General features: G+C 38.2%; 28 protein-coding genes, 1 pseudogene and 1 riboswitch. Of the genes and pseudogenes, 12 read left to right on the top strand and 17 right to left on the bottom strand.

Annotated features, from left to right (window positions below; genetic code table 11):
- Positions 1-102: 102 nt before the first annotated feature.
- Positions 103-178: riboswitch (Fluoride riboswitch) on the bottom strand.
- Entirely contained in the window at positions 172-1,116 is a 945-nt protein-coding gene (locus RHS_RS09550; protein ID WP_027291992.1) for an exopolyphosphatase, read from the bottom strand. Its footprint overlaps the riboswitch before it by 7 nt.
- 149 nt (positions 1,117-1,265) lie before the next feature.
- Positions 1,266-2,654, bottom strand: coding sequence for an MATE family efflux transporter (locus RHS_RS09545; protein WP_138002046.1), 1,389 nt, complete (start codon positions 2,652-2,654; stop codon positions 1,266-1,268).
- A 382-nt stretch (positions 2,655-3,036) separates the two neighbouring features.
- On the opposite strand from RHS_RS09545, the gene RHS_RS09540 reads away from it, so the two are divergent.
- From RHS_RS09540 to RHS_RS09520, 6 genes are all read left to right on the top strand, one after another.
- The gene (locus RHS_RS09540; protein ID WP_044293526.1) at positions 3,037-3,738 is read left to right on the top strand and encodes a response regulator transcription factor; all 702 of its coding nucleotides are present in this window, start codon (positions 3,037-3,039) and stop codon (positions 3,736-3,738) included.
- Complete coding sequence (locus tag RHS_RS09535) at positions 3,735-4,649, top strand: sensor histidine kinase KdpD (RefSeq protein ID WP_047833044.1); 915 nt, start codon at positions 3,735-3,737, stop codon at positions 4,647-4,649. The genes RHS_RS09540 and RHS_RS09535 overlap by 4 nt, the downstream gene beginning before the upstream one ends.
- 82 nt (positions 4,650-4,731) lie before the next feature.
- A complete protein-coding gene (locus RHS_RS09530; RefSeq protein ID WP_047833043.1) occupies positions 4,732-5,652 on the top strand; it encodes an ABC transporter ATP-binding protein in 921 nt (306 codons plus the stop codon).
- A gap of 40 nt (positions 5,653-5,692) precedes the next feature.
- Positions 5,693-5,809: a hypothetical protein gene (locus RHS_RS30710; RefSeq protein WP_395021927.1), complete on the top strand. Its 117-nt coding sequence runs from the start codon at positions 5,693-5,695 to the stop codon at positions 5,807-5,809.
- Positions 5,810-5,837: 28 nt separating this feature from the next.
- Complete coding sequence (locus RHS_RS09525) at positions 5,838-6,395, top strand: ABC transporter permease (RefSeq protein WP_395021921.1); 558 nt, start codon at positions 5,838-5,840, stop codon at positions 6,393-6,395.
- Complete coding sequence (locus RHS_RS09520) at positions 6,395-7,222, top strand: undecaprenyl-diphosphate phosphatase (RefSeq protein ID WP_047833042.1); 828 nt, start codon at positions 6,395-6,397, stop codon at positions 7,220-7,222. The genes RHS_RS09525 and RHS_RS09520 overlap by 1 nt, the downstream gene beginning before the upstream one ends.
- Before the next feature lie 63 nt (positions 7,223-7,285).
- On the opposite strand, the gene RHS_RS09515 is transcribed toward RHS_RS09520, so the two are convergent.
- The 3 genes from RHS_RS09515 to RHS_RS09505 form a co-directional block, all read right to left on the bottom strand.
- Entirely contained in the window at positions 7,286-8,767 is a 1,482-nt protein-coding gene (locus RHS_RS09515; protein WP_395021918.1) for an NlpC/P60 family protein, read from the bottom strand.
- A gap of 171 nt (positions 8,768-8,938) precedes the next feature.
- Positions 8,939-9,283 carry a hypothetical protein gene (locus RHS_RS09510; RefSeq protein WP_044293286.1) on the bottom strand — a complete coding sequence of 115 codons (345 nt, stop codon included), beginning with the start codon at positions 9,281-9,283 and terminating at the stop codon, positions 8,939-8,941.
- Between the two features lie 2 nt (positions 9,284-9,285).
- The gene (locus RHS_RS09505; RefSeq protein ID WP_044293288.1) at positions 9,286-9,477 is read right to left on the bottom strand and encodes a DUF4177 domain-containing protein; all 192 of its coding nucleotides are present in this window, start codon (positions 9,475-9,477) and stop codon (positions 9,286-9,288) included.
- A gap of 298 nt (positions 9,478-9,775) precedes the next feature.
- On the opposite strand from RHS_RS09505, the gene RHS_RS09500 reads away from it, so the two are divergent.
- Positions 9,776-10,411, top strand: coding sequence for a VanZ family protein (locus RHS_RS09500; RefSeq protein ID WP_027291997.1), 636 nt, complete (start codon positions 9,776-9,778; stop codon positions 10,409-10,411).
- Positions 10,412-10,507: 96 nt separating this feature from the next.
- A complete protein-coding gene (locus tag RHS_RS09495; protein WP_027291998.1) occupies positions 10,508-10,918 on the top strand; it encodes a DUF3788 domain-containing protein in 411 nt (136 codons plus the stop codon).
- Between the two features lie 107 nt (positions 10,919-11,025).
- On the opposite strand, the gene RHS_RS09490 is transcribed toward RHS_RS09495, so the two are convergent.
- The 6 genes from RHS_RS09490 to RHS_RS09465 all read right to left on the bottom strand — a co-directional run bounded on the left by RHS_RS09490 (position 11,026) and on the right by RHS_RS09465 (position 14,895).
- Positions 11,026-11,448, bottom strand: coding sequence for a GNAT family N-acetyltransferase (locus RHS_RS09490; protein WP_044293293.1), 423 nt, complete (start codon positions 11,446-11,448; stop codon positions 11,026-11,028).
- Between the two features lie 31 nt (positions 11,449-11,479).
- Positions 11,480-12,793: an MATE family efflux transporter gene (locus RHS_RS09485; protein WP_047833041.1), complete on the bottom strand. Its 1,314-nt coding sequence runs from the start codon at positions 12,791-12,793 to the stop codon at positions 11,480-11,482.
- A gap of 236 nt (positions 12,794-13,029) precedes the next feature.
- The gene (locus RHS_RS09480) at positions 13,030-13,239 is read right to left on the bottom strand and encodes a hypothetical protein (RefSeq protein ID WP_027292001.1); all 210 of its coding nucleotides are present in this window, start codon (positions 13,237-13,239) and stop codon (positions 13,030-13,032) included.
- A 673-nt stretch (positions 13,240-13,912) separates the two neighbouring features.
- On the bottom strand, positions 13,913-14,116 hold the full coding sequence (locus RHS_RS09475) for a hypothetical protein (protein ID WP_027292002.1): 204 nt from the start codon (positions 14,114-14,116) through the stop codon (positions 13,913-13,915).
- A gap of 44 nt (positions 14,117-14,160) precedes the next feature.
- On the bottom strand, positions 14,161-14,379 hold the full coding sequence (locus RHS_RS09470) for a hypothetical protein (RefSeq protein WP_027292003.1): 219 nt from the start codon (positions 14,377-14,379) through the stop codon (positions 14,161-14,163).
- 297 nt (positions 14,380-14,676) lie between these two features.
- Positions 14,677-14,895: a helix-turn-helix transcriptional regulator gene (locus RHS_RS09465; RefSeq protein ID WP_047833040.1), complete on the bottom strand. Its 219-nt coding sequence runs from the start codon at positions 14,893-14,895 to the stop codon at positions 14,677-14,679.
- 116 nt (positions 14,896-15,011) lie between these two features.
- Between RHS_RS09465 and RHS_RS09460 the strand changes: the two genes are divergently transcribed.
- Complete coding sequence (locus RHS_RS09460) at positions 15,012-15,212, top strand: hypothetical protein (RefSeq protein ID WP_027292004.1); 201 nt, start codon at positions 15,012-15,014, stop codon at positions 15,210-15,212.
- Positions 15,213-15,226: 14 nt separating this feature from the next.
- Here the strand turns inward: RHS_RS09460 and RHS_RS30705 are convergent, their stop codons facing one another.
- The 3 genes and pseudogenes from RHS_RS30705 to RHS_RS30695 all read right to left on the bottom strand — a co-directional run.
- A complete protein-coding gene (locus tag RHS_RS30705; RefSeq protein ID WP_334292445.1) occupies positions 15,227-15,382 on the bottom strand; it encodes a DUF6783 domain-containing protein in 156 nt (51 codons plus the stop codon).
- A 101-nt stretch (positions 15,383-15,483) separates the two neighbouring features.
- A complete protein-coding gene (locus RHS_RS30700; protein WP_330386833.1) occupies positions 15,484-15,633 on the bottom strand; it encodes a hypothetical protein in 150 nt (49 codons plus the stop codon).
- A 15-nt stretch (positions 15,634-15,648) separates the two neighbouring features.
- Positions 15,649-15,848: pseudogene (locus tag RHS_RS30695) on the bottom strand (winged helix-turn-helix transcriptional regulator); the annotation flags it as partial.
- Positions 15,849-15,870: 22 nt separating this feature from the next.
- Here RHS_RS30695 and RHS_RS09450 point away from each other — a divergent pair.
- Entirely contained in the window at positions 15,871-16,212 is a 342-nt protein-coding gene (locus RHS_RS09450; RefSeq protein WP_047833039.1) for a NimC/NimA family protein, read from the top strand.
- 188 nt (positions 16,213-16,400) lie between these two features.
- On the opposite strand, the gene RHS_RS30690 is transcribed toward RHS_RS09450, so the two are convergent.
- The 3 genes from RHS_RS30690 to RHS_RS09440 form a co-directional block, all read right to left on the bottom strand.
- Positions 16,401-16,559 (bottom strand): hypothetical protein, encoded by a 159-nt coding sequence (locus RHS_RS30690; RefSeq protein WP_156042703.1) that lies wholly within the window; start codon positions 16,557-16,559, stop codon positions 16,401-16,403.
- Complete coding sequence (locus RHS_RS09445) at positions 16,528-17,613, bottom strand: diguanylate cyclase (protein WP_047833038.1); 1,086 nt, start codon at positions 17,611-17,613, stop codon at positions 16,528-16,530. The genes RHS_RS30690 and RHS_RS09445 overlap by 32 nt, the downstream gene beginning before the upstream one ends.
- Positions 17,614-18,143: 530 nt before the next feature.
- Complete coding sequence (locus RHS_RS09440; RefSeq protein WP_395021913.1) at positions 18,144-20,309, bottom strand: glycosyl hydrolase family 95 catalytic domain-containing protein; 2,166 nt, start codon at positions 20,307-20,309, stop codon at positions 18,144-18,146.
- 377 nt (positions 20,310-20,686) lie between these two features.
- Between RHS_RS09440 and RHS_RS09435 the strand changes: the two genes are divergently transcribed.
- On the top strand, positions 20,687-21,040 hold the full coding sequence (locus tag RHS_RS09435) for a helix-turn-helix domain-containing protein (protein WP_395021911.1): 354 nt from the start codon (positions 20,687-20,689) through the stop codon (positions 21,038-21,040).
- Between the two features lie 165 nt (positions 21,041-21,205).
- Positions 21,206-21,473 (top strand): IS66 family insertion sequence element accessory protein TnpA (tnpA, locus tag RHS_RS09430; RefSeq protein WP_395021909.1); only part of this gene is annotated, 268 nt, incomplete at its 3' end.

Raw genomic sequence — 21,473 nt, 5'->3', positions numbered from 1 at the left:
AAACGATGTTTCCTCTGCGCCGGATAAATAATTTTGCCGGCTTTTTTTCTCATTGCATCTCTGCCATTCAGGTTTTGCACATAAAAAAGCTGACACTTCTGTCCTAAAACAGAAGTCATCAGCTAATAGCAGTTTAGGTATTGTTGTACCTGGGGAGAACCTCATTCCCGTTTATTTTCTATTGTGAATATTAGAGCCTGTTTCTCTATGATTCACCAACTCATCCAGCATTTTAGGAAGCAGCTCATCCATGCTGTCATCACTGAACTGGCAGGTTCCAACCGCTTTATGTCCACCGCCTCCGTATTTCAACATCAGGCTTCCTACATCGATATCGGAAGTACGGTTCAGAATGCTGTAGCCAACTGCAGCTGAGCACCCTTTACCGCCTTTTCCATTAACAATCCAGGCTGAGATATTCTGTTGCGGATACATGCTGTAAATTAGGAAACGATTTCCCGTATATATAGGATCCACACCTCTCAGATCTGATATAATTACATCCTTTTCCACTCTGGTATGCGCCTCTATCATTTCTTTGAATTTAGCCGTCTGTTCAAAATAAACTTCAATTCTCTCTTTTACATCTGACAGACTTAAAATTTCCTCTGTATCCATGGTTCGGCAGGCATCGATCAGCTTTTCCATTAATTGATAATTGGAAATAGTAAAATTTCTCCAACGGCCTAAACCGGTCCTTGGATCCATCAGAAAACCAATTAGTATCCAGCCTTTGGGATTCTGGATTTCATCAATTGTCAAATTACCTGAATCCACCTTATCTACCGCTTCCATCATCTCATTAAAATGGGAAAACCTTTCATTCCCTCCATAGTAATCATAAATTATTCTTGCACAAGATGGGGCTATACGGCTTTCCCCTTTATATTTGCCTTCCAGCTCGTTTCTCTCAAATTCACTGGAATGATGGTCAAACCACAACCCACACCCCTCTACATAAGGTACATTGGCAAGGCAGTCATCCTCTCTGATTTCCACCAGACCATCCTGAAGATCTTTGGGATGTGCAAACTTCCAATGATCAATAATTCCTGCTTCTTTAAGCAGCGCACCACAAACCAAACCATCAAAGTCGGAACGTGTTACCAGTCTCATACTATTCAGCTCCTTCATCTGTATACGTGTATAGATAGTCGTATACTCTTTAGATTTTATATCTCCTATCATAGCATGTAATTTACAAAATGGATAGATATAACCTTTATTTTGAGATTAAATTTTATAACAACTATTATTTCGAAACCCTATAGCAGACCTTTCAGCTGTTGATCAGAAATCTGTTTCATAAACAGGATCCCTGCCAATAAGGCTACACCTTCTGCAACCGGGAAAGATACCCAGATCAGAACCGGGGCATTTGCAAATTTTGTGAACAGCCATGCCAGCGGTAACGCAACTACTATTAACCGCAGCAGCGAAAGAATCAAAGATCTAATGCCACAGCCCAATGCCTGAAAAATCCCCTGATATGCAATATTTGCACCTGCAAACAAATACCCAAGGGTCACGATGCGAACTGCGATCACACATAGTTTTTGTGTTTCCGGTGCCACTGAAAATACACCGGATAACGGATTTGCAAAGATCTGAAGCCCCAGCAATCCCACAACCATGATCAGCAGCGTATATAACATGCCATATTTAATTCCTTCATCCACTCTTTTCCGGTCCCGTTTTCCATAATTAAATGATATAATTGGTATTAATGCGTTGTTCATTCCAAAAGCAGCAAAAAATACAAATTGCTGGATTTTATAATAGACACCATATGCCGTAACTGCCGCACTGGAAACTGCTCCAAAGATAATATTTACACCATATGTCATAAATGACATCAGGGCCTGCATTATAATTGCCGGTAAGCCCACCTTATAAATTTCGTTGATAATTGCACCCTTGGGTTTTATATATCTGGGACTCGGATCAATATCTTTGTTAAATACATAATGGAAAATAGCATCCATCAGGAAGGATACCGTCTGGCCGATTATGGTTGCATATGCGGCTCCGCTAATTCCCATTTCAGGGCATCCCCAATATCCAAAAATCATAATCGGATCTAAAACAATATTCACCAGTGCCCCTGCTACCTGAGCCACGGTAGTCAGCGTCGTCCTTCCTGTCGCCTGAAGCAGTTTTTCATAAATAGTGTACATTATGATTCCAAAGGACCAGATAGTACAAATGCTAAGATAGGATTGCCCCATTTCCAGTATAATCGGGTCTGTCGTCTGGGAATGAAGATAGGCATTTACACCAAATAAACCAAAGATCAAAAAAACAAGAAAGGTACAGAGACCTAAAAATATTGCATTTCCCGCAATCCGGCTGGCCTTTTTACGATTCCCCTCTCCAAGGCTCTTTGCCAGCAGCGCATTGATTCCCACGCCGGTGCCTACACCAATTGCAACCATAAGCATCTGAACGGGGAATGCCAGGGTAAGTGCATTAACCGCATATTCCCCCATGCCGATAATTTCAGCCGTATCCTTCATATTCGATACGAAATAGCTGTCCACTACATTATACAATGCCTGCAGAACCATGGATATAATCATGGGAACTCCCATTTTAATCATCAGTCCATTTACCGGCTCCGTACCCATTTTGTTCATTGTTACTTTTTCCTCCATTATTATCCTCCATTATTTTTATTTGGAGACTTTTCAGGAAAGCTGCCACAACCTGCTGTTCCGCAGAATTTATTCCGGATTTCATTCTGCAATATAAATCAACGACAAAAAAAGCGCAAACCCAAATCTGGATTTACGCTTCTGCCACTCGATTATTATTATTTTATCATTGCGCCTGTCAAAAAGTCAAGATGATTATTTCCAAATGCCTCAGATAAAACGGTTTTATTTTTTTATTTATTACCTTGTTTATTTTCCACATGCGAAATATAATAAACAGCAAAAGCAGCCTGTTCGAAAATTCATACAAAGGCATTACAATCATGTATCAATCAGATGTAATCTGATGAATTCCGAAAAATTACAGGGAGGACAGTATAAAATGAATAGCAAAATACTAATAATTGATGACGATAAAGATCTGTGTCTGTTACTGAAAAAAAACTTAACCGCCGAAGGTAACCAGGTAACGCTCCGCCATGATGGAGAAAGCGGACTAGCCGAAGCAATACATTTGGAATACCAGTTGATAGTACTGGATGTTATGCTTCCCCAAAAAAGCGGCTTTGAAGTTTTGACTGAAATCAGAAAAACAAGCCATGTACCTATCCTGATGCTGACTGCCAAAGACAGCGAGATAGACAAAGTATCCGGACTGCGTATGGGTGCGGATGACTACATCACAAAACCGTTCAGCAATAATGAATTTATTGCCCGTGTTGAATCACTTTTACGAAGGTACACCTTATTTAATTCTTCCATGGAACTGGCAGATCCCGTATTGGATATTGGCAGTCTCCATATTGATCCGGCTGCACATGAAGTGCGCCAAAACAACACTGTCATTGACCTGACCGCTAAAGAATTTGATCTTTTGTATTTCTTCGCCTGCAACAGGGGCAAGGTATTTACTAAAAAACAGATTTACCGCGCAGTTTGGGATGATGAATATGCTTTTGACGATAATAATATTATGGTACACATCCGCAGATTACGTAAAAAAATAGAACCCTGCCCTGAAAAGCCGACTTATATTTTAACAATCTGGGGTGTGGGATATAAGTTTGGCGGTGATTCGTTATGACAGGATTTGTGATTTTCCTTTTGCTTCTCTTATGCTTTGGACAGTTTCTTTATATTAGCCGTCTTAGGAAACAGACGGAAGACTGGCTTTCCATTCTTCAAGCTGTTTCCCAGGGCAAACAAGAAAAGATTTTTACCAAAGGTTCCGGAATCATGTCTGATATCGGCTATGAGTTAAATGAGATTATAGAAACAAATAAAAAGAGAATTACCTATCTGAATAAAGTAGATGAAGCAAAAAAACAGATCTTAACCAGTCTCTCCCATGATGTAAGGACCCCTCTTGCATCATTGCTTGGCTATCTGGAAGCTCTGGAAAATGGGATGGAGAATAAAACAGAACAACAGGAATATATTACTGTGGCATATCGAAAGGCGAATGATTTGAAATCCTATGTTGATATGCTTTTTGAATGGTTTAAACTCAATTCAAAAGAGCAGCAATTCCATTTTGACACTGTAGACATCAATGAACTGACGCGGGAAATAATTATAGAATGGCTTCCTGGTTTGGAAAAAGAAAACATAGAGGTCAGGGCCCAGATCAGTGATGATGATTTACTGATATCTACTGACAGTATGGCATATAAACGTATAATCAATAATCTTATTCAAAATGCAATCCACCATGGGCATTGTACCTGCATTTCAATAATTGTTGAGCCCCGTATCGAAAAAGTGCTTATTACAGTTATAAATGACGGCAGCCATATTCCTCCTGAGCAATTACCCTACATTTTTGACCGTTTATATAAGGGTGACCATGCCCGTTCAGGCAAAGGAAGCGGACTGGGGCTTGCCATTACAAAGGAACTGGCAGAAGCTTTACATGGTGAAATAAATGTAACCAGTTCACAGACCCTGGGAACATGCTTTCAAGTCACTCTGCCGGCGCTAACGGAAATCCCGTAATGAAGTAAGAAAAAAGTAAGATCTGATAAAGGCCCCTGTCAGCTTTGGATGGTAAAATAAACTTCAGAAAGGAGTCAAACAAATGAACAACTATATGATACAAACAATCGGGCTGACAAAACAATTTGGTAATCAACTTCTCGTGGATAATGTAAATCTGCATGTACCCCAGGGCAAAATTTATGGTTTACTTGGCAGAAACGGCGCCGGAAAAACTACAACCATGCGAATGCTTTTGAATCTGGTACAGCCAACATCCGGAGAAATCCTGCTGTTTGGCAATGATTATAAAAAAAATCCCAGCAAAACTTACCGCAACATCGGAAATATTATCGAAACTCCCGGATTCTATGATAATTTAACCGCCCGGGAAAATCTACATCTGCTGGCGCGCCTGCGGGGAAGGCACCGCAAAGACACCGCAGAGCATGCCCTTAAATTAGTTGGACTTGAAAAAGAAATCAACAAACCATTTTCCAACTATTCATTAGGAATGAAACAAAGACTGGGCATTGCTGCCGCAATCATGCACGACCCCTGCCTGCTCATCCTGGACGAACCGGTGAATGGACTGGATCCAATCGGAATACATGAGATTCGGAATTTTCTGCTGGAACTGAGCAAAAAAGGAACAACTATATTTCTTTCCAGCCATGTTCTAAGTGAAATTGAACAGTTAGCTGATATTATTGGTGTTATGCATGAGGGACACTTAGTGGAAGAGGTCTCCATGGAAGAACTGCACAAGCGAAACCGCCAATATGTGGAATTTATTGTTTCTGATGTAAATACTGCTTCTCTGTTACTGGAACGGCATCATGCTGTTAATGACTATTCCGTATGCGATAATCATACGATCCGGATTTTTGAATGTATTAACAGACGGGGAGAAATAAACCGGTCGTTTGTGGAAAATGGTTTACTTGTAACAAAAGTCAACATTAGTGAAGAAAAACTAGAGGATTATTTTTCAAATTTAATTGGAGGTGGCGGAATTGGTTGATCTGATTTACTGTGAAATATTAAAGCTTAAACGTTCCAAAATGCTTTTGATCAGTATTCTGGGAGCCCTAGCAGCACCGGGCATGCTGCTGCTGGAATGTCTGCAGACACATTTCGAACACCCTGAAAAAAATATTTACTCTGGCGGATATCTATGACAGTCTGCTGCTCTATACTATTATTCTAATGAACCTGTTGGTCTATATAATTATAGCCTCCTACCTGTTCAGCCGGGAATATACAGAGAAGACTTTGAAAAATATATTACCAATACCGGTTTCAAAAACATCATTTTTAACCAGTAAGTTCTGCATTTTATTTATCTGGATGATAGTTTTGTCCTTTTTCTCCTGGGGTTCTGCTTTTCTCTTGGCGCTCCTGTATCATTCCGTGTTTGGTATTGCAGAATTTCAATTTCATATTGCCCTGATTTATCTGGGAAAAATGATGTCCAGTACAATACTGATGTTTTTAACTATAACACCTTTTACATTCCTTGCCGAGAAAACAAAAAGCCTGGTTGTCCCGTTGATCATATCAGCTGCCGTCATTATGGGAAACGCTGCTTTGTCAAATCAGGATCTTGGTGCATTATATCCCTGGACAGCCATCCTATTTCTTATGCAGGGAAGTCTGGCTGCTACCGGTTACCCCGTTTGGGTTTCTGTGGGCATCATCACCCTGGTGTCAATTCTGGGATTTACTGCCACCTACATCTATTTCCAGAAGGAGGATATTAAATAATGACACTGGATTTTATAGAAATACTAAAAATCATTTTTCTCGGTATTATAGAAGGCATCACGGAATGGCTTCCCATCAGCAGTACCGGACATATGCTCCTGGTAGATGAATTTATCTCTCTGAACATGAGTGAATCTTTTAAAGAAATGTTTTTCGTAGTCATACAGCTAGGTGCTATTTTAGCTGTTGTAATGGTTTTCTGGAAAAAAATGTTTCCGTTTCAGTTTAAAAATAAAAAGCAGCCAATTATTATTAAAGATACTTTTTCCATGTGGTTTAAAGTTGTAGTAGCATGTATTCCAGGCGCAGTGGTAACCATTCTGTTTGATGATTATATCGATGCCCACCTGCACACTCCCATAGTGATTGCAGCCGCTTTAATCTTCTACGGAATTACATTTATCTTAGTGGAAAACTGGAATAAAAAAAGATTGCCTAAGGTTGTTCACCTGTCGGATATTACTTATCAAACAGCCTTACTCATCGGATTATTCCAGGTATTATCCATAATTCCCGGCACATCCCGCTCTGGTGCTACCATTGTTGGTGCATTACTGATCGGAGTATCCAGAATCGCAGCAGCAGAATTTACATTTTTCCTTGCAGTACCTGTTATGTTTGGTTTAAGTGCACTTAAGATGTTAAAATTTGGTTTTCATTTTGGGGAAAATGAAATATTGGCTTTAATAGTTGGAATGGTTGTGGCATTTTTCGTATCGCTGGCAGTTATTAAATTTTTGATGAGCTATATTAAAAAACATGATTTTAAGGTGTTTGGATGGTATCGGATAGGTTTAGGAATTGTTGTACTCGCAAGTTTGATTTAGCTGGATCTAAAAAAGGCATCATACCAAAACTTTGATATGATGCCTTCCTTTTGTTATTGTTTCTTATATGTATCTCTTTATAGCATATACACTATCAAAATACATGCCAGATACAATAATTCCGCTTGTCGGATTACTTGCATGTACCACCTGGCCTCCGCCAATGCAAAGTGCTACATGATAAATATAACCACTTTCATCAACATAGAATACCAGATCGCCTGCCTGTTCATTACCCGGGGATACTGACGTACCGCCGGCAGCCTGATCTTCAGCCACACGTGCAAGAGAAATACCAAAGTTTGCCATTACAGATTGTACAAATCCTGAACAATCCGCACCATTTGTCAAACTAGTTCCACCCCAAACATATGGGTTTCCTACAAACTGGAGTGCATAGTTCGCAATATTGCTTCCCAGTCCAGAATTAGATGAATCTGAAGAAGAGTTGCCTGGTGCTTCTGTTTCCGGAGTGTTTGTCACCGGAGTTTCTGTCTCCGGCGCTTCCGTTTCAGCAGTTTCCGGTACTTCTGTTTCCGGAGCTTCTGTTTCTGGAGCATTTGTCTCTGGCGCTTCTGTTTCCGGTACAGTTGTTTCCGGTACAGTTGTCTCTGGTGTATTTGTCTCTGTTGTTTCCGTCTCTAATGCTTCTGTCGCAGCTGTTTCTGTAGTTTCTGTTGTCGGGATATTTGTTTCAGCTGTTTCAGGAGTTTCTGTTGCGGGTGCGTTTGTTTCTGGTGCTTCAGTCTCTGGAGCATTTGTCTCAGGTTTCACAACTTCCGTCTGTGTCACAGGATTCTTCTCCTGCTCTTTTTTGGCTGCTTCTTCTGCTGCCAGCCTTGCATCTTCCTGAGCCTTCTGATATGCCTGCCATTCACCATCCAGTCTGGCCTGCTCCTCTTCCAGTGATTCTGCCTCATCAAATCTAACTTCACAGGTAACATACTGCTTAGCAACATAGCCTTCGCGTCCGTCACTCATTTGTACTTTTACCCAATCCCCAGCATCTGAGATCACGGAGTATGCTTCAGATTCCATAGCTGTATCAACAACTTCAGCATCTTCACTAGCCTCCAAACGTACATTTAATACCTCTGCATTAATTACTGCCACTTCCCAGCCAAATTCTCTGGCCAGTTCTGCTGCTTTTTCACCGCTTACAACGAGATCTTTCTTCACATAGCCTTTTACAGAACCTGACTCAATCAGATACCAGTCGCCTTCTTCTTTTACAATTACTCCTGCTCTGTGATTATAGAGTTTTCCCAGAATTTCCCCATCCTCTGCATTTGCAGATTTACGGATGTTCACATACTGTTCTTCCGGTTTCACGCCTTCTTTTTTTTCTAAATCAGCGATAACCATCTTATCATAGGGAATTGCTTTTTTCGCTTCTGTTGTGTCTGTCTGTACATTTTCTACGTGTACAGCTACTCCTACAAGAGCCATCCCGGTATTCGCAGCCATTGATACAAGACTCATTCCACCAAATGCCATTACACTGATGGCAAGAAGGCCTGCAATTTTCAGCATACGTCTTTTCATAATAATCGCATACCTCTCTTTCGTTACAATTTTTTTCATAGTTATTACGTTTCTATTACATCCCGCAACATTATTTTAACATTTTTGCCTTAATCTGTCAATCTGTCAATTACATTTCACAGTTTCTTCGTCCAGGCAGCAGTTATCTGTAAAATCCCAGGAGACTAATAACTAATCTTTATCGTCGGTTCTTCTTAAAAACTCAACAAAAGCAAAAATTATTGAAATTACGGTAAGAACGGATACAATTAGTTCAGACACATTGTTTGCATAGTCCGTTTGTTCCGGAATGACGGCGCCCAAAATCAAAAAATAGGTACACCAAACCAGACCTAAGGCAAGTAAAAGAAATGTAAAATATTTCAATACAAAAGCCGCTCTATTTATAAATTTTCTGGCTGCTCTGCTTTGCGCTTCTGTATATGTCCTTTTTGTAGTCAGTTTGATTCCTCCAAACAAAAAGCCAATCACGATGCCTAATGACAATGCTACACAAATATTATAAAATGACTCCATTTCTATTCTTCTTTCTCAAAAATCAAATCTATTTTTCTAAAACAGCCATTTGCACTGATCTCCGTTGGTATCATACCTGCATACCTATAACCCAGCTTCGCATATTTCTCGATAATTTCACGGTGTTCTGATATGGATGCCATAACCATATCTTTCATTTTGTATTCTACATTGACATATTCATACTTTTTCATTTGACTATTCTCCTTTATAATTAAATTTAAGATAATCATAAATACATATTTGATCCTAAGAGTTGTGGATACATTTCCAGTAACCGGAAGGATGAAAACCACAAATATACATTTATTGCTATTATTGTAAGTCATAATATGCGGTTTGTAAAGTTGTCATTATCAAATCTTGATGACACCTAAATGACACCTAAAATGATAATTCGTAAGAAAATCTTCAGAAATACTCAGGTTTATATCAACCTTTTTTTAATAATCATGTTGTAAAATATAGTAAAAAAGAAAGCGGGCATTTATAATGGAAAATCAATTGAGTATTATGGAAGCAATAATGGATTTGCTATGTTTAAGACCCTTGTATCTGTTGGGATTGGGGGTAACCGGGTTATTATTGTACTTGATATTTCGAAGAAACAAACAGTTGCCAAAAATAAAGATTACAATTGGTTCTGTTCTATTGTATTATTATCTGTGTATCGTTTTAAATAATATAGTTGGCATTCCAACAATAAGCGAATTCAATAGGCTGACAAATCTGGGGGAAACATTTTTTCATCCTAATATTAGCTGGATACCGTTCGTAAATGGTATCGGCTTAGAATTCATACTGAATATATTTTGTTTTATACCATTAGGATTTCTGTGCCCAGTCATAAGTAAGACATATAACCAAATAAAAAATGCAGCACTGCTTGGTTTTGGTTTATCACTTGCCATCGAAATAAGCCAGTTATTTACATTATACAGAGCCACAGATATCAATGACCTGATTGCAAATGTACTTGGAACAATCGTTGGCTTATTGTGTTTTAGACTTGTTGTTAAACCAGGGAAGATGAAATCCGCTTCCAAACATTGTGCTTCTGTACAAAATGAATGGTTTCTGCCCATTTTCATAATCCTATGGGCTTTTGTAATTGTTTTTATTAGTTAATGATATTTACTATGGCTTCTGTTCCAGCCATTTGTGTGATGCGTTTTCATGACTATTTTATGGAAGAACACTACAAGATTCACGGGAGGTACTTCTATGTACGAAAGGATGTTAAACAAACAAGAAATACCCACAATAGCAGAAATGACAGAATATTGTGGTAAGAATGCAATATTATTTGCCAATCTCAATGAGTGGCTGTCTAAAACATATGACACCGTGCAGAAAGTTACTTTCCCATATGGCAATAATTATGGGTGGGGTATATCTCACAAAAAGAAACAAAAACTCTTATGCAATATTTTTGCTGAACATAATGCTTTTACAGTTATGATAAGATTATCGAACGGACAGTTCCAAACAATATATGCCAATGTGCAAAAATACACCCAGGATTATATTGATCATAAATATCCTTGTGGTGACGGTGGGTGGATACATTACCGCGTCACATGTAAAGAACACTTTGACGATATACAAAAAATATTATCGGCTAAATGTTCATGAAAATATCTGTGTGAATTTCAGTAATCACCACTACAAGTCTGCAGCGCCAAATATTGTGAGTGCCAAGCTTGTGGGATTGCAGCAGCAATTCACTGTCCTCAGCCAGATTAAAGTAGTTTTCTCATCCATATATGAGGGCATCCCTCATCATCATCTACGCCCCCATATTGGGAAAATCCCAGTTTTTGATAAAAAGAGCTTACTCTGCATTGTGCATGAAGGTCCACTCTATGCCCCCCTTTTTCAAAGACATATTTTTCTGCTTCATTTATTACATACCCCCCGATATTCTTTCCTCTGTATTCTTTAAGAACCGCCAGGCGTCCGATACAATAGGAATCTATTTGAGTATCCCTAAATACCCGGCAGGTTGCAATTGGCAGTTCCTTTTCATTGTATATTACAATATGCGCAGCCTCATCATCTATTTCATCAAATTCATTTTTAAAGCCCTGTTCTTCCATAAAAACTGCTTTCCGTATTACTTTTGCATCTTTCGGTAAACTTTCCATATAAATTTTTGTAATCATTATGCCCGGCTTCCTTTCATATTATAATCAGTTATCTTTTCTTCCACAATATGCGCAGCAGATAAAGCAGCAGCAGAACTCCCCAGGAACCAGCTTCTGCATATGCAATAATCATATTACCACATAGTCCGACAAAGCCATATGAAAATATAATACGTGATATCAATGCAATACCACCTGCAATACTTGAAAACAGTACATCTCCAATTCCTTCTATATAACCCCGAATCGACATTGCAATGCCGTAAACCGCATAAAAACCAGCAATGCTCCGAAAGAACTGCTTTCCAATCTCCGTTGCCTCCTGACTTACTCCAAACATAGCAATTAAGTATCCACCTGTTTCCACCACCAGCCACGTCAGCATTAGCGATACGCATAACATCAGCGCAGTCCCAACAAATACAATCTTTGGAATTTGTTTTCTTCTTCCAGCTCCAAAATTCTGTGCTACAATGGTAGCTATTCCGGATCCAAGATTAATAATTGGCAAAAGTATCATTGTGTCCACACGATATGCCGTCGTTATTGCTGCAACGGTCTGCGTTCCGAATCCGTTCATGAAATTTTGCAGAATGAGGCCTCCAAGGGAACTTATACAGGATTGGATCATAGGCGGTATGCCAAAATGAAGCCCCTCCCTTATAACAAAACGATCCAATGACCATTCCTTGAGAGAGAAGCACAGACAGGGGTATTTCTTCACGCTGTATAAAATGATAAATATTGTCATAACAGCTTGGGAAACCACCGTTGCGACAGCCGCACCGACAACACCCCCATGAAAAACACCTACAAATACAATATCTAAAATAACATTCACAATTGAAGAACACAAAACAGCCCCAAAGGGCGCACGGCTATTCCCAATCCCCCGAAGCGCTGAGGAATAAACGTTATATACAGCTAGAATCGGCATACCAATCAGGATGATCTGCAGATAATCCTTTGCCATATGAATCGTATCCTGTGTCGTATTCATCAAAAGAAGTAACCGGTACGCTCCTATCATCCCTATTACCGGCACAACCAAAAAAGCACCACCCATTACCACAGAAAATACCGAAAGTATTTTTGATATATGGGCCATTTTCCCACCACCAAATTTCTGGGCAAATAAAATGGAAAGACCAAGTGTAAATCCCGTAATTGCAGTTAGAAAAAAATTAATGACAGTACTGGTTGAACCGATTGCTGCAAGTGCCTCTTCTCCAACTACATTCCCTACTATAAAAGCATCTGCCCAATTATAAAGCTGCTGTAAAATGCCACTTAAAATAAGTGGCAAGCAAAACTTGATTAATGAAAATGCTACGTTTTCTGTTTTATTTTTATCTCTGTACATCTTCGATATCTCCTAAAAGCCAAAAAAACGTATGCAAGAATATAGCCTCGCATACGGTAGGTGCTCACCCGATAACAACATGAAGTATATCAAATTATAAAAGCATTTACAAGATAAAAATCAAACTCACTCTGTCAAAATCAATAAAACAAGATTCAATTAATAAAAAAGAGACATACTACATGTACGCCTCTGCGATTCTATATTCCTTATCTTACTTTTATACAAGCTGGTGACTAGTCAGTAATCAATGTCAGAATATCTTCGATAGATTTCCCGCTTTCCTGAATCATATCATAAAGCTGACCCAGTGCTTCTTCTCTTTTCTTCTGTTCCAGTGCTTTTTTCTGATCTAACAAAGCATCCATTTTAGACTGAACTTTTGCAATTTGTTCGTCTATAACCGCGATCTGATCGTCAATTGATTTTCTTTGTCCTCTTGCCATGATTAATTCCTCCAATATAATTTACTTTTAATGTTAATATTGTAAATCATTATTGGCTATTTGTCCAGGTTATATACAAGTGTTTTATAAAAGTTGGTGCTATATTTAACTAATTAAGGAGTTTAAAGTAGCAGCAAGTATTCTTTTTCTTGACATACCAGGATTTTAAATGGCAAAACCATCTTTTTGTTTTCTTTTTACCATACGAAGAATAAATACAATTACAACAATTTTTATCCATAATCCTCCATTCTCCAAGCTACCTTCTATATATGTGATTTGTCTTAACAATAGGCCATGATATTTCTTACATTGATTTATTTGATATAATTATCAAACAATGTAGACTTTATTTGACGTATGGTATATAATAGGAATTGTGGAAAAAATACACATATTTTTCCTTTTTATGGCTGTAAAATAAAGTCTACATTTTTTTGACTTATGTATAAAATATCTATTATTCCGGTAGTCTTTAAAGTATGAATTAACAATCAATAAAGCAAATTTGATAATTTTTCCCTTATAGATTTAAATAATAAAAAAGAGCCGTTTTGAACTGCCCCCAATAAGTTAGAACTAAAAACCAACTTATTGGGGGCACCTCATTTTTGACTCTTTTTACATCCGGATTCATATGGATATCTTGAGATTCCAGGGATTATACATTTTGTTACACCATTATCTTCCTATTTATATATGGGACGATTTTTACTTTCAGTCTTCGGCACGCTTTATGGTACATTTTTAAGGCTTCCCTCTCCGATAGTTCTTCCCCAGACCAGTTTAATTCCATGTTGGGAAAGAACATACGGATTAATTCGAACAGAAGTCTTGCATTCTCATTTTCAAAAGGAATATTATTTATGGTAGTCATAAATTATCATCTCCATTTCTTTCATAAATATGTAGCTCAAAGAGTTAACATGCAATTATATTGTAGACTGGAATATACCGCTTGTTGTTTATTTCTGGAATTTGAAGACCTTTTGCATGATAATACATAGCGAGTGCCTGCTCTTCTGAGAGTGGCTGCCCCTTAAGATCCAGTGATGGATAATGGCTTTCTATTTCCTGAAACAGCAGCTCTGCACTCTCATTTTCAAATTTTATATCTTTGTGTTTCATTTTTTTGCTCATGTGAATCGTCCTTTTACCAAACATATGTTTGTGTTTTATATTTATTATAACCACTAATAATTTTATTGTCAAGTTGTGATTGTATCTATTAGATGTCATGTACAGCGCCAGGGGTGTTTTAATCGATATGGATGATGAGTGGATTATGCTGGAAAGAGAAGAAAAATCAAAAAAGTCAGTAAAAGTGCTGAGAATTGAAAAAGTCGGAGGAATAAAAGAAATTATACATACGGATTGTTAGTTAAATATATTTCATTTGGAGAGCAGATTGATGACTGCTCTCCTGTTTACTTATTTTTACAGTTGCTGATCCTCATCGGAAGGAACATATCTGCAGATATCTGACACATCGCATTTTAAAATTCTGCATAAGTCATTCAATTTTTGTGTGGTGATACCTTTATTGTGTTTTAGCTTATTTAAGGTACTGAAAGAAATTTTGTGCTTATTTGTTAAAGTATAGTATGTTTCGTCAGATTTTCTCAATGTCTCCCAAAATGGTTTAAAATCGATCATGCTAATTCCTACCTTTCAATTAATAATAGACTTAGCATAAATTATATTCTTATTCTTGAATATATTCTTATTTGAGAATATAATATATTACATAGTATAAGGGAGGTACTGAGCATATGATTGAATATCTGCAAGCCTATAGGAATCACATTAAACATGGTACAAGCAGAGTTTCTTTTTTGGTGGAACTTTACCATTGGAAGTTAGTTGATAACGATTATGATTTTTTGTGGGAAATTATGCCGCCTGATATTTCTGATAAAGAATTATTCGAATTCTGCAGAAAAGTACCAGGTTTTTTAAAAGATTATAATTAAAAATGAAGAGTAGTTTATATACTCTTCCATTTTGCACCAGAGCGTGATTTTAGTTTGCTTTCTGGCAGCTGTGCGTCACACTTTGTGGCCGATTTGACCCGGATGGAGGGCGCGCAGCGGGCTACGTAACCTGAATTCGGGGCAAATATGACTAAAATATATAGAATCAAAAAATAGAAGAACCGCCGAAAATTAACAGCAATCCTCCTACTACATTTTCATTTCTTTAAAAACATACGCGCTCTTACTGCAGTGTCTGTCTACAACTGATTTATTCATGATTTTCCGTCATAGATTCCACATTATTTAACATTTCATAACATTTAGAACATGCAAAATTATTTTCAACGCACATATCCATATCGCAGTTGGTTGTTTCTTTAATATAAGATACCCCCCACTCCATGATGTTTATCATCACGGGGATGAAGCTCTTGCCGATTTCAGTGATGGAATATTCAACTTTCGGCGGAACCTCTTTTTAAACTCTCTATGTATCAGCTTATCTCTTTCTAATTCCCGCAATTGCTGGGTAAGGACACCTCGTGACACATCGGGTATGAGTCTCTGCAGTTCGCCAAAACGCCTGGTTTTCTGAGCTACGATCCATAAAATAGTTAATTTCCATTTTCCCATTAGTACATTTTGTGTTACCGTTATGGGACAAAATATATTTGCAAGAGTCCGCCCATTTGGAACTGTGGATATCTTCGAAAACAAAATGTATATCCAAACCGGAAAAACTAAAAATGTGTCAAAACAGATTCATTCTAATCCGCAAATCGAAATCTGTGGAATGGCAGATGGTAAATGGATCCGCGTGGAAGCTGCTGCTATTGAAGACGACAACGTTGAAGCAAGGAAACACATGCTTGACGCCTATCCTGAATTGCAGAAATTGTATTCAGCTTATGATGGCAATACCGAAGTTTTTTATCTAAAAGATGCTATTGCGACTATCTCCTCATTTACAGAAGCTCCCGTGACTATTAAGTTTTAATTCACAAATTGGCACCGTACCGGCAGCAGATCTAGACAAGCCACCACACATTTTTATACATAGTTTCGCATTTTCACGCCCCCTTATATTATTTTTGACGTTCCCGGAAATCCGGTTTGTAATCAACAATATTAAGGGGGCGGTCATGGGATAAAATGCAATCCAGACCTTAATAGAAATCAGTGCTGTTATTTCCTGAGCAAAGCTTTTACTTCTTTTGATGATAAACAATATTGCTTTGCAACTGTCTTGATATCCTGAATCTCTTTATACGTTTTGCTGATAGCCTCACTACTAATTTCTGCAACTTCCGGCTCATTCATGTATTCTTTCATTTGTTCTTTCATTTGTTCTCCTTTTGATATCGGCAATCACTCTGTTTTTTCCACTCCGCTTTCCCTGATATAATAAGTTATCTGCCTGATCGATCCAGTCGTTCAACGGTAAGTTATTAGTTCCTTTTGTCACACCAAATGTTATTGTGACCGGAATAGAACTATCATTATATTGAAACTGGTAATTACTTATCCAGCGGCAAAAAGATTCCAGTTGTTTTTTGGGATCACTGTATTCTGCTTCTGAAAAAACCAGTACAAATTCCTCCCCACCCCACCGGCAAAGAAATACATTCGGATCAAATTGGGAACGCATCTGCTCAGCCATTTCTTTTAAGATAAAATCGCCGCATATATGCCCGTAGGTATCGTTAACTCTTTTGAAATTATCAATATCACCTATTGCCAGATAACTGTTATCGCCAGGACAGATATTGAAGCAGTCTTTTAAATAACGACGGCTATATAATCCGGTAAGCTGGTCATAATCTGCCAGTTCACGCAGATTCCTATTTTCATTAATCAGCTCTTTTTTATTTACTAATGCACTTATTTTTGAAACGTATGCTGTGTAGAGTATCATAATAAACATACTGATGCTGTTGCAGCTAAAGTAAAGATATAAAGATGTCTTTTCTGAATAAACCATTGGGTTATGTTTTATAAAATAAAAGTACAATATAAACATTGTCGCTATATGCATGAATGAAAATATATAAGGTGTATATGAGGAACGAAACGGGCAGAAGTAGACCATACTCGCCATTGCTATTAAAAACATGTAAAAGCCCGCATCCCATCCAAACAGCAGTGTTTGTGTGATAACAAAAATACATGCTTCCAAATGGATCAGAACCACGGTAAGTGCATATTTATGTTTACTGACAATCATCACTAATATCGTATAAAATAACACACTCAAAATATTATAGGCAAATGCAGGAACAATTTGAAAATAAATGTATATAAATGCATATACCGTATGTAAGATGATACCCAGAAATGCTATGTTGCGATATACATTATGAATATAATCGATATCGTTCTGATTCTGTGATTTCAGCATTTTGTATCCTCCTGCTCTCTGGAACATTTTTATATTTTTGTATCATAGTACTCCATCCGAACAGTAGTGTGTTTCGCCCGTTCTGTGTGAAATAAGATTAATTTTACCTAGCAAAGCGTCCATTAATCAGTTAAACCCAAATTATTCCTGCTCTTCTAAAGTTACAAATATTCATTCACTTGTATTAAAACTGATAAATTTATTATAGTATAGCATCCTTAATAAAGGAAGTAAACGAAAGCTTTTATATACGTATGAAAATTATTCTCTGCATCTGCAATCCCTTCTTTGCGGTATTTTTCCACTATTTCAGGATGTATAGCGGGCTGCGTTGCCTGAACTTTGAAAAAATCTCCAACCACATAAATATGGCTGGAGATAAATAATTACTATAACATTATTTGACTCTAACTTCACAAACTGCCTGCATCCCGCTGCTTGTCTTTACTGTGATACTTGCATTTCCTCTTTTTATTCCATTAACAACACCTTTATTCGCTTTATGTCTATCTCTAATAATATTCCGGTAATTACCCTTCTTCATGAATCTCATACTTTTCTAAAACATGATCTTTCCAACGAATATCAATGGTTCTGTTACCTTTGATCCGAAGACCTTTCACACACCCATCTTTCCATTCCTCCGGAAGTGCCGGAAGTATCTTCAATTCTCCTCCTCTGTCCTGCACAAGCATATTTGCAATGGCTGCGCTGCCGGCGAAGTTACCGTCGATCTGAAATGGCGGATGCATATCCCAGAGATTGGGATAGGTAGATCTGGTAAGCAGGGTTCTCAGATATTCAAAGCTCATTTTCGCATCCCCCATGACAGCAAATACCTGAACAATCCATCCACAGCTCCATCCGGTGTGGCCTCCACCATTTTCCAGCCTTCTGTCCAGCGTTTTGCGGCAGGCTTCTTTCAGATATTCTTCTTCAAACAGCTCCGCCGGATACATTCCATACAAATGGGATATATGGCGGTGCCCCGGCTCAGATTCTTCATAATCAACAGGCCACTCCTGGAGCTGTCCATATTTGCCGATCTTATAGGGATATAATTTTGCTTCTTTTTCTTCTATTTCCTGCAATAATTCATCTTCTATTTCTAACTCTGCACATATCTTTTTAAAATCTCCAAACACTTCCCGGATAATCGTCATATCCATGGTGCAGGCATAGGTCAGAGACGCTTTTTTCCCTTCTTTGCCGGGTACGAGAAAAACATTTTCCGGAGAAGCGGACGGACAGGTTACATAATAACCCTGATACGGCACCAGCCAGTCTGCGCAGAACAGCGCTGCCTGTTTCAAAACCGGATATGCAGTTTCCTTCAAAAATTCTTTATTGCGGTGATACTCATAGTGCTTCCAGAATTCCTCACACATCCAGGCCCCTCCCAGCGGGAAAAACGAATAACACCCACTGTTTTCCTGTCCCCCGGTTTTTCCATGGGCCACTCCAACCGGATTGGTGTTCATCCAGTAGTCCGTATTGTGGGACACGGTAAATCCTCTGCATCCGAAATGTGTTTGTGCCGTTTTCTGCCCCTCAATGCTTAATCCTTTTACAAAGTTGAAGTATGGCTCCAGGCACTCTGCAAGATTGCAGCTCTGTGCATGCCAATAGTTCATCTGGGCATTGATGTTTGTGGTGAAATTACAACTCCAGGGCGCACGGAATTCCCAGTTCCAGATTCCCTGCAGATTCGCCGGTATTCCCCCTTCTCTGGAGGAACTGATTAACAGATATCTTCCATATTGGAAATATAATGCATACATCGCCGTATCTTCAATTCCATCTTTCATATTCCGTAAGCGAATATCGGTTGGCACATCCGGTTGACTGCCCAGATCCAGTTCTACCCTGTTGTAAAGGTTCCCATAGTCCAATTCGTGCTTTTCTTTCACCCCTTTATATCCGTAGCTGTTAAATTCAGAGACCACATCGGGATTCCTGACTGCGGTCAATGCTATTATTATTTCCGAAGCATTATTCACTGCCAGGACTGTCTTTTCCTCTTCGAATACGATTTCATGTGTTCCATCTGTTGACAGCAGGGTCAGATCTGCATGAAATTTCTGTCCGCGATCTCCCCATATAACAGGTGTTTCACTGTCCACATAACTTGGGTCTACATGCTCCGGGCAAGTTCCATTCATGCGGATCATCCCAGGCTTACTTTCATAAACCGGTTTTAAATCGCTTTCAATGGATACCCGAATCCCCATTACGCTTGCACTGCTGGAAAGCCGTATGTACATTGCTTTGGACGGAAAACTAGCAAAAAATTCTCTACTATAACCCACCCCGTCAACATCATAGGCGACATTTGCCAAAGCATGGTCAATATCCAGTCTCCGCACATAGTTTTCTACATTACTGCCATGGGAGAACTCTATTTTCAGATTTCCAAGCGGCAGATAGCTCTCTGTAAATTCAGCCAGCATTTTTTCTTCCACTAACCGCTGTGCTTCTGCATTTTTCCCTTCAAATATCAGTTTTCTTGCTTCGGGTAAAAATTCCAGTGCATTTTTATTATTCTTATCATGCTGATAACCTGACCATATCGTTTCTTCATTTAGACCTATGAGCTCCTGGCTGATATTCCCCCAGATCATTCCTCCCAGGCTTCCATTGCCGATGGGAAGTGTTTCTTCCCACCTGGCAGCGGGCTGCTTATAATATAATTCCATAAAATCCTCCTGATTAAATTCTATTCTATTTTTATTACATTTTACTTTCTTTCTATTATTCTGTATTTCTCTTATACATTTTAATACATCTTGGGCACAAAGGGAAGAATTATCTTTGATATGACGATATGAGTGATACATAAGCTTTAGCACATTAAAATTTGCGGACTTCAATAATTGTTTCCTAAAGTGCGAAATGCTATAATCTAAGTCAGAAGATAATTTTAATCATTATAAATGCAAATTACATCTATAACTCAACCAAAGGTAGAGTTGTGAATAATCAAACAGATAACTCTACCTTTGGTTGGTGTTAAATGTGATGTATTTATATTAAATTTGATATGTAGATTACATTAAAATTTGGAGGGATAACAGTGAATCAAGTAAAAATCGGGAAATTTATAGCTCATTGCCGTAAGCAAAAAGGGCTGACTCAAAGTCAATTAGCAGAAAAATTTGGTATTACAGATAAAGCAATATCCAAATGGGAAAATGGTAAGTCAATGCCAGATTTATCATTATTTATGCCTTTATGTAATTTGCTGGGAATAACCTTAAACGAGTTATTACTCGGAGAATACATTACAGAGGAAGATATAAAAGAAAAATCAAATCAAGTTCTTTATGAAATTATTAATGCCTGGATTGGAAAGGATAGAAGTTTTTCATATATGTCAATAAAACAATCAGAAGTTATACTAAAGGTGTCTGATTTGACTAAAATATAGTAAGCGATGAATAACATGGCGTTCCAAAATTCAGCCCCGGTATGAGATAATCTACCTACATGAAGTAGAAAAACCATGATCTGCCTAGAATTGACAGCTGAGCTTTTTACTATAAGTATACTACCTGAGTTTGAGCATTTTACTTCATAGTCTGCAAGAATGGAGTTGAAGTACTTAATGGACCATCCTCAAAACTTATCTGCTTCCGATCGTCGCTGGTTTGATTTAATCCAACAGTGCCGCACCAGTGGAAAATCCGATGCACAATGGATGCAGGAACATGAAATTAAATCACCCACTTTTTATTATCACGTAAAACAGCTACGCAAGAAAGCCTGCGATATCCCTGAAAATAGTTTTACCAGACAAAGAAACGATATCCAGGAAGTCGTTCCCTTGTTTATGAAGGAAGTTCCTGCGGTTTCTTCTCATG

The organism is Robinsoniella sp. RHS (assembly GCF_001029355.1).
Classification (GTDB): Bacteria; Bacillota; Clostridia; order Lachnospirales; family Lachnospiraceae; genus Robinsoniella; species Robinsoniella peoriensis.
This window is presented reverse-complemented; position numbering and strand designations above follow the sequence as displayed.

Excerpts from the sequence above, each read along its gene's own strand:
- RHS_RS09535 (WP_047833044.1), top strand. The coding sequence starts at position 3,735 with ATGACAGGATTTGTGATTTTCCTTTTGCTTCTCTTATGCTTTGGACAG.
- RHS_RS09475 (WP_027292002.1), bottom strand. The coding sequence starts at position 14,116 with ATGACTACCATAAATAATATTCCTTTTGAAAATGAGAATGCAAGACTT.
- RHS_RS09495 (WP_027291998.1), top strand. The coding sequence starts at position 10,508 with ATGTACGAAAGGATGTTAAACAAACAAGAAATACCCACAATAGCAGAA.
- RHS_RS09510 (WP_044293286.1), bottom strand. The coding sequence starts at position 9,283 with ATGGAGTCATTTTATAATATTTGTGTAGCATTGTCATTAGGCATCGTG.
- RHS_RS09525 (WP_395021921.1), top strand. The coding sequence starts at position 5,838 with ATGAACCTGTTGGTCTATATAATTATAGCCTCCTACCTGTTCAGCCGG.
- RHS_RS09460 (WP_027292004.1), top strand. The coding sequence starts at position 15,012 with ATGATTGAATATCTGCAAGCCTATAGGAATCACATTAAACATGGTACA.
- RHS_RS09440 (WP_395021913.1), bottom strand. The coding sequence starts at position 20,309 with ATGGAATTATATTATAAGCAGCCCGCTGCCAGGTGGGAAGAAACACTT.
- RHS_RS30690 (WP_156042703.1), bottom strand. The coding sequence starts at position 16,559 with ATGAAAGAACAAATGAAAGAATACATGAATGAGCCGGAAGTTGCAGAA.
- RHS_RS09480 (WP_027292001.1), bottom strand. The coding sequence starts at position 13,239 with ATGGCAAGAGGACAAAGAAAATCAATTGACGATCAGATCGCGGTTATA.
- RHS_RS09530 (WP_047833043.1), top strand. The coding sequence starts at position 4,732 with ATGAACAACTATATGATACAAACAATCGGGCTGACAAAACAATTTGGT.
- RHS_RS09540 (WP_044293526.1), top strand. The coding sequence starts at position 3,037 with ATGAATAGCAAAATACTAATAATTGATGACGATAAAGATCTGTGTCTG.
- RHS_RS09520 (WP_047833042.1), top strand. The coding sequence starts at position 6,395 with ATGACACTGGATTTTATAGAAATACTAAAAATCATTTTTCTCGGTATT.
- RHS_RS09545 (WP_138002046.1), bottom strand. The coding sequence starts at position 2,654 with ATGGAGGAAAAAGTAACAATGAACAAAATGGGTACGGAGCCGGTAAAT.
- RHS_RS09465 (WP_047833040.1), bottom strand. The coding sequence starts at position 14,895 with ATGATCGATTTTAAACCATTTTGGGAGACATTGAGAAAATCTGACGAA.
- RHS_RS09470 (WP_027292003.1), bottom strand. The coding sequence starts at position 14,379 with ATGAGCAAAAAAATGAAACACAAAGATATAAAATTTGAAAATGAGAGT.
- RHS_RS09550 (WP_027291992.1), bottom strand. The coding sequence starts at position 1,116 with ATGAGACTGGTAACACGTTCCGACTTTGATGGTTTGGTTTGTGGTGCG.
- RHS_RS09445 (WP_047833038.1), bottom strand. The coding sequence starts at position 17,613 with ATGCTGAAATCACAGAATCAGAACGATATCGATTATATTCATAATGTA.
- RHS_RS09490 (WP_044293293.1), bottom strand. The coding sequence starts at position 11,448 with ATGATTACAAAAATTTATATGGAAAGTTTACCGAAAGATGCAAAAGTA.
- RHS_RS09450 (WP_047833039.1), top strand. The coding sequence starts at position 15,871 with ATGGGACAAAATATATTTGCAAGAGTCCGCCCATTTGGAACTGTGGAT.
- RHS_RS30710 (WP_395021927.1), top strand. The coding sequence starts at position 5,693 with ATGCTTTTGATCAGTATTCTGGGAGCCCTAGCAGCACCGGGCATGCTG.
- RHS_RS09515 (WP_395021918.1), bottom strand. The coding sequence starts at position 8,767 with ATGAAAAGACGTATGCTGAAAATTGCAGGCCTTCTTGCCATCAGTGTA.
- RHS_RS09500 (WP_027291997.1), top strand. The coding sequence starts at position 9,776 with ATGGAAAATCAATTGAGTATTATGGAAGCAATAATGGATTTGCTATGT.
- RHS_RS09505 (WP_044293288.1), bottom strand. The coding sequence starts at position 9,477 with ATGAAAAAGTATGAATATGTCAATGTAGAATACAAAATGAAAGATATG.
- RHS_RS09485 (WP_047833041.1), bottom strand. The coding sequence starts at position 12,793 with ATGTACAGAGATAAAAATAAAACAGAAAACGTAGCATTTTCATTAATC.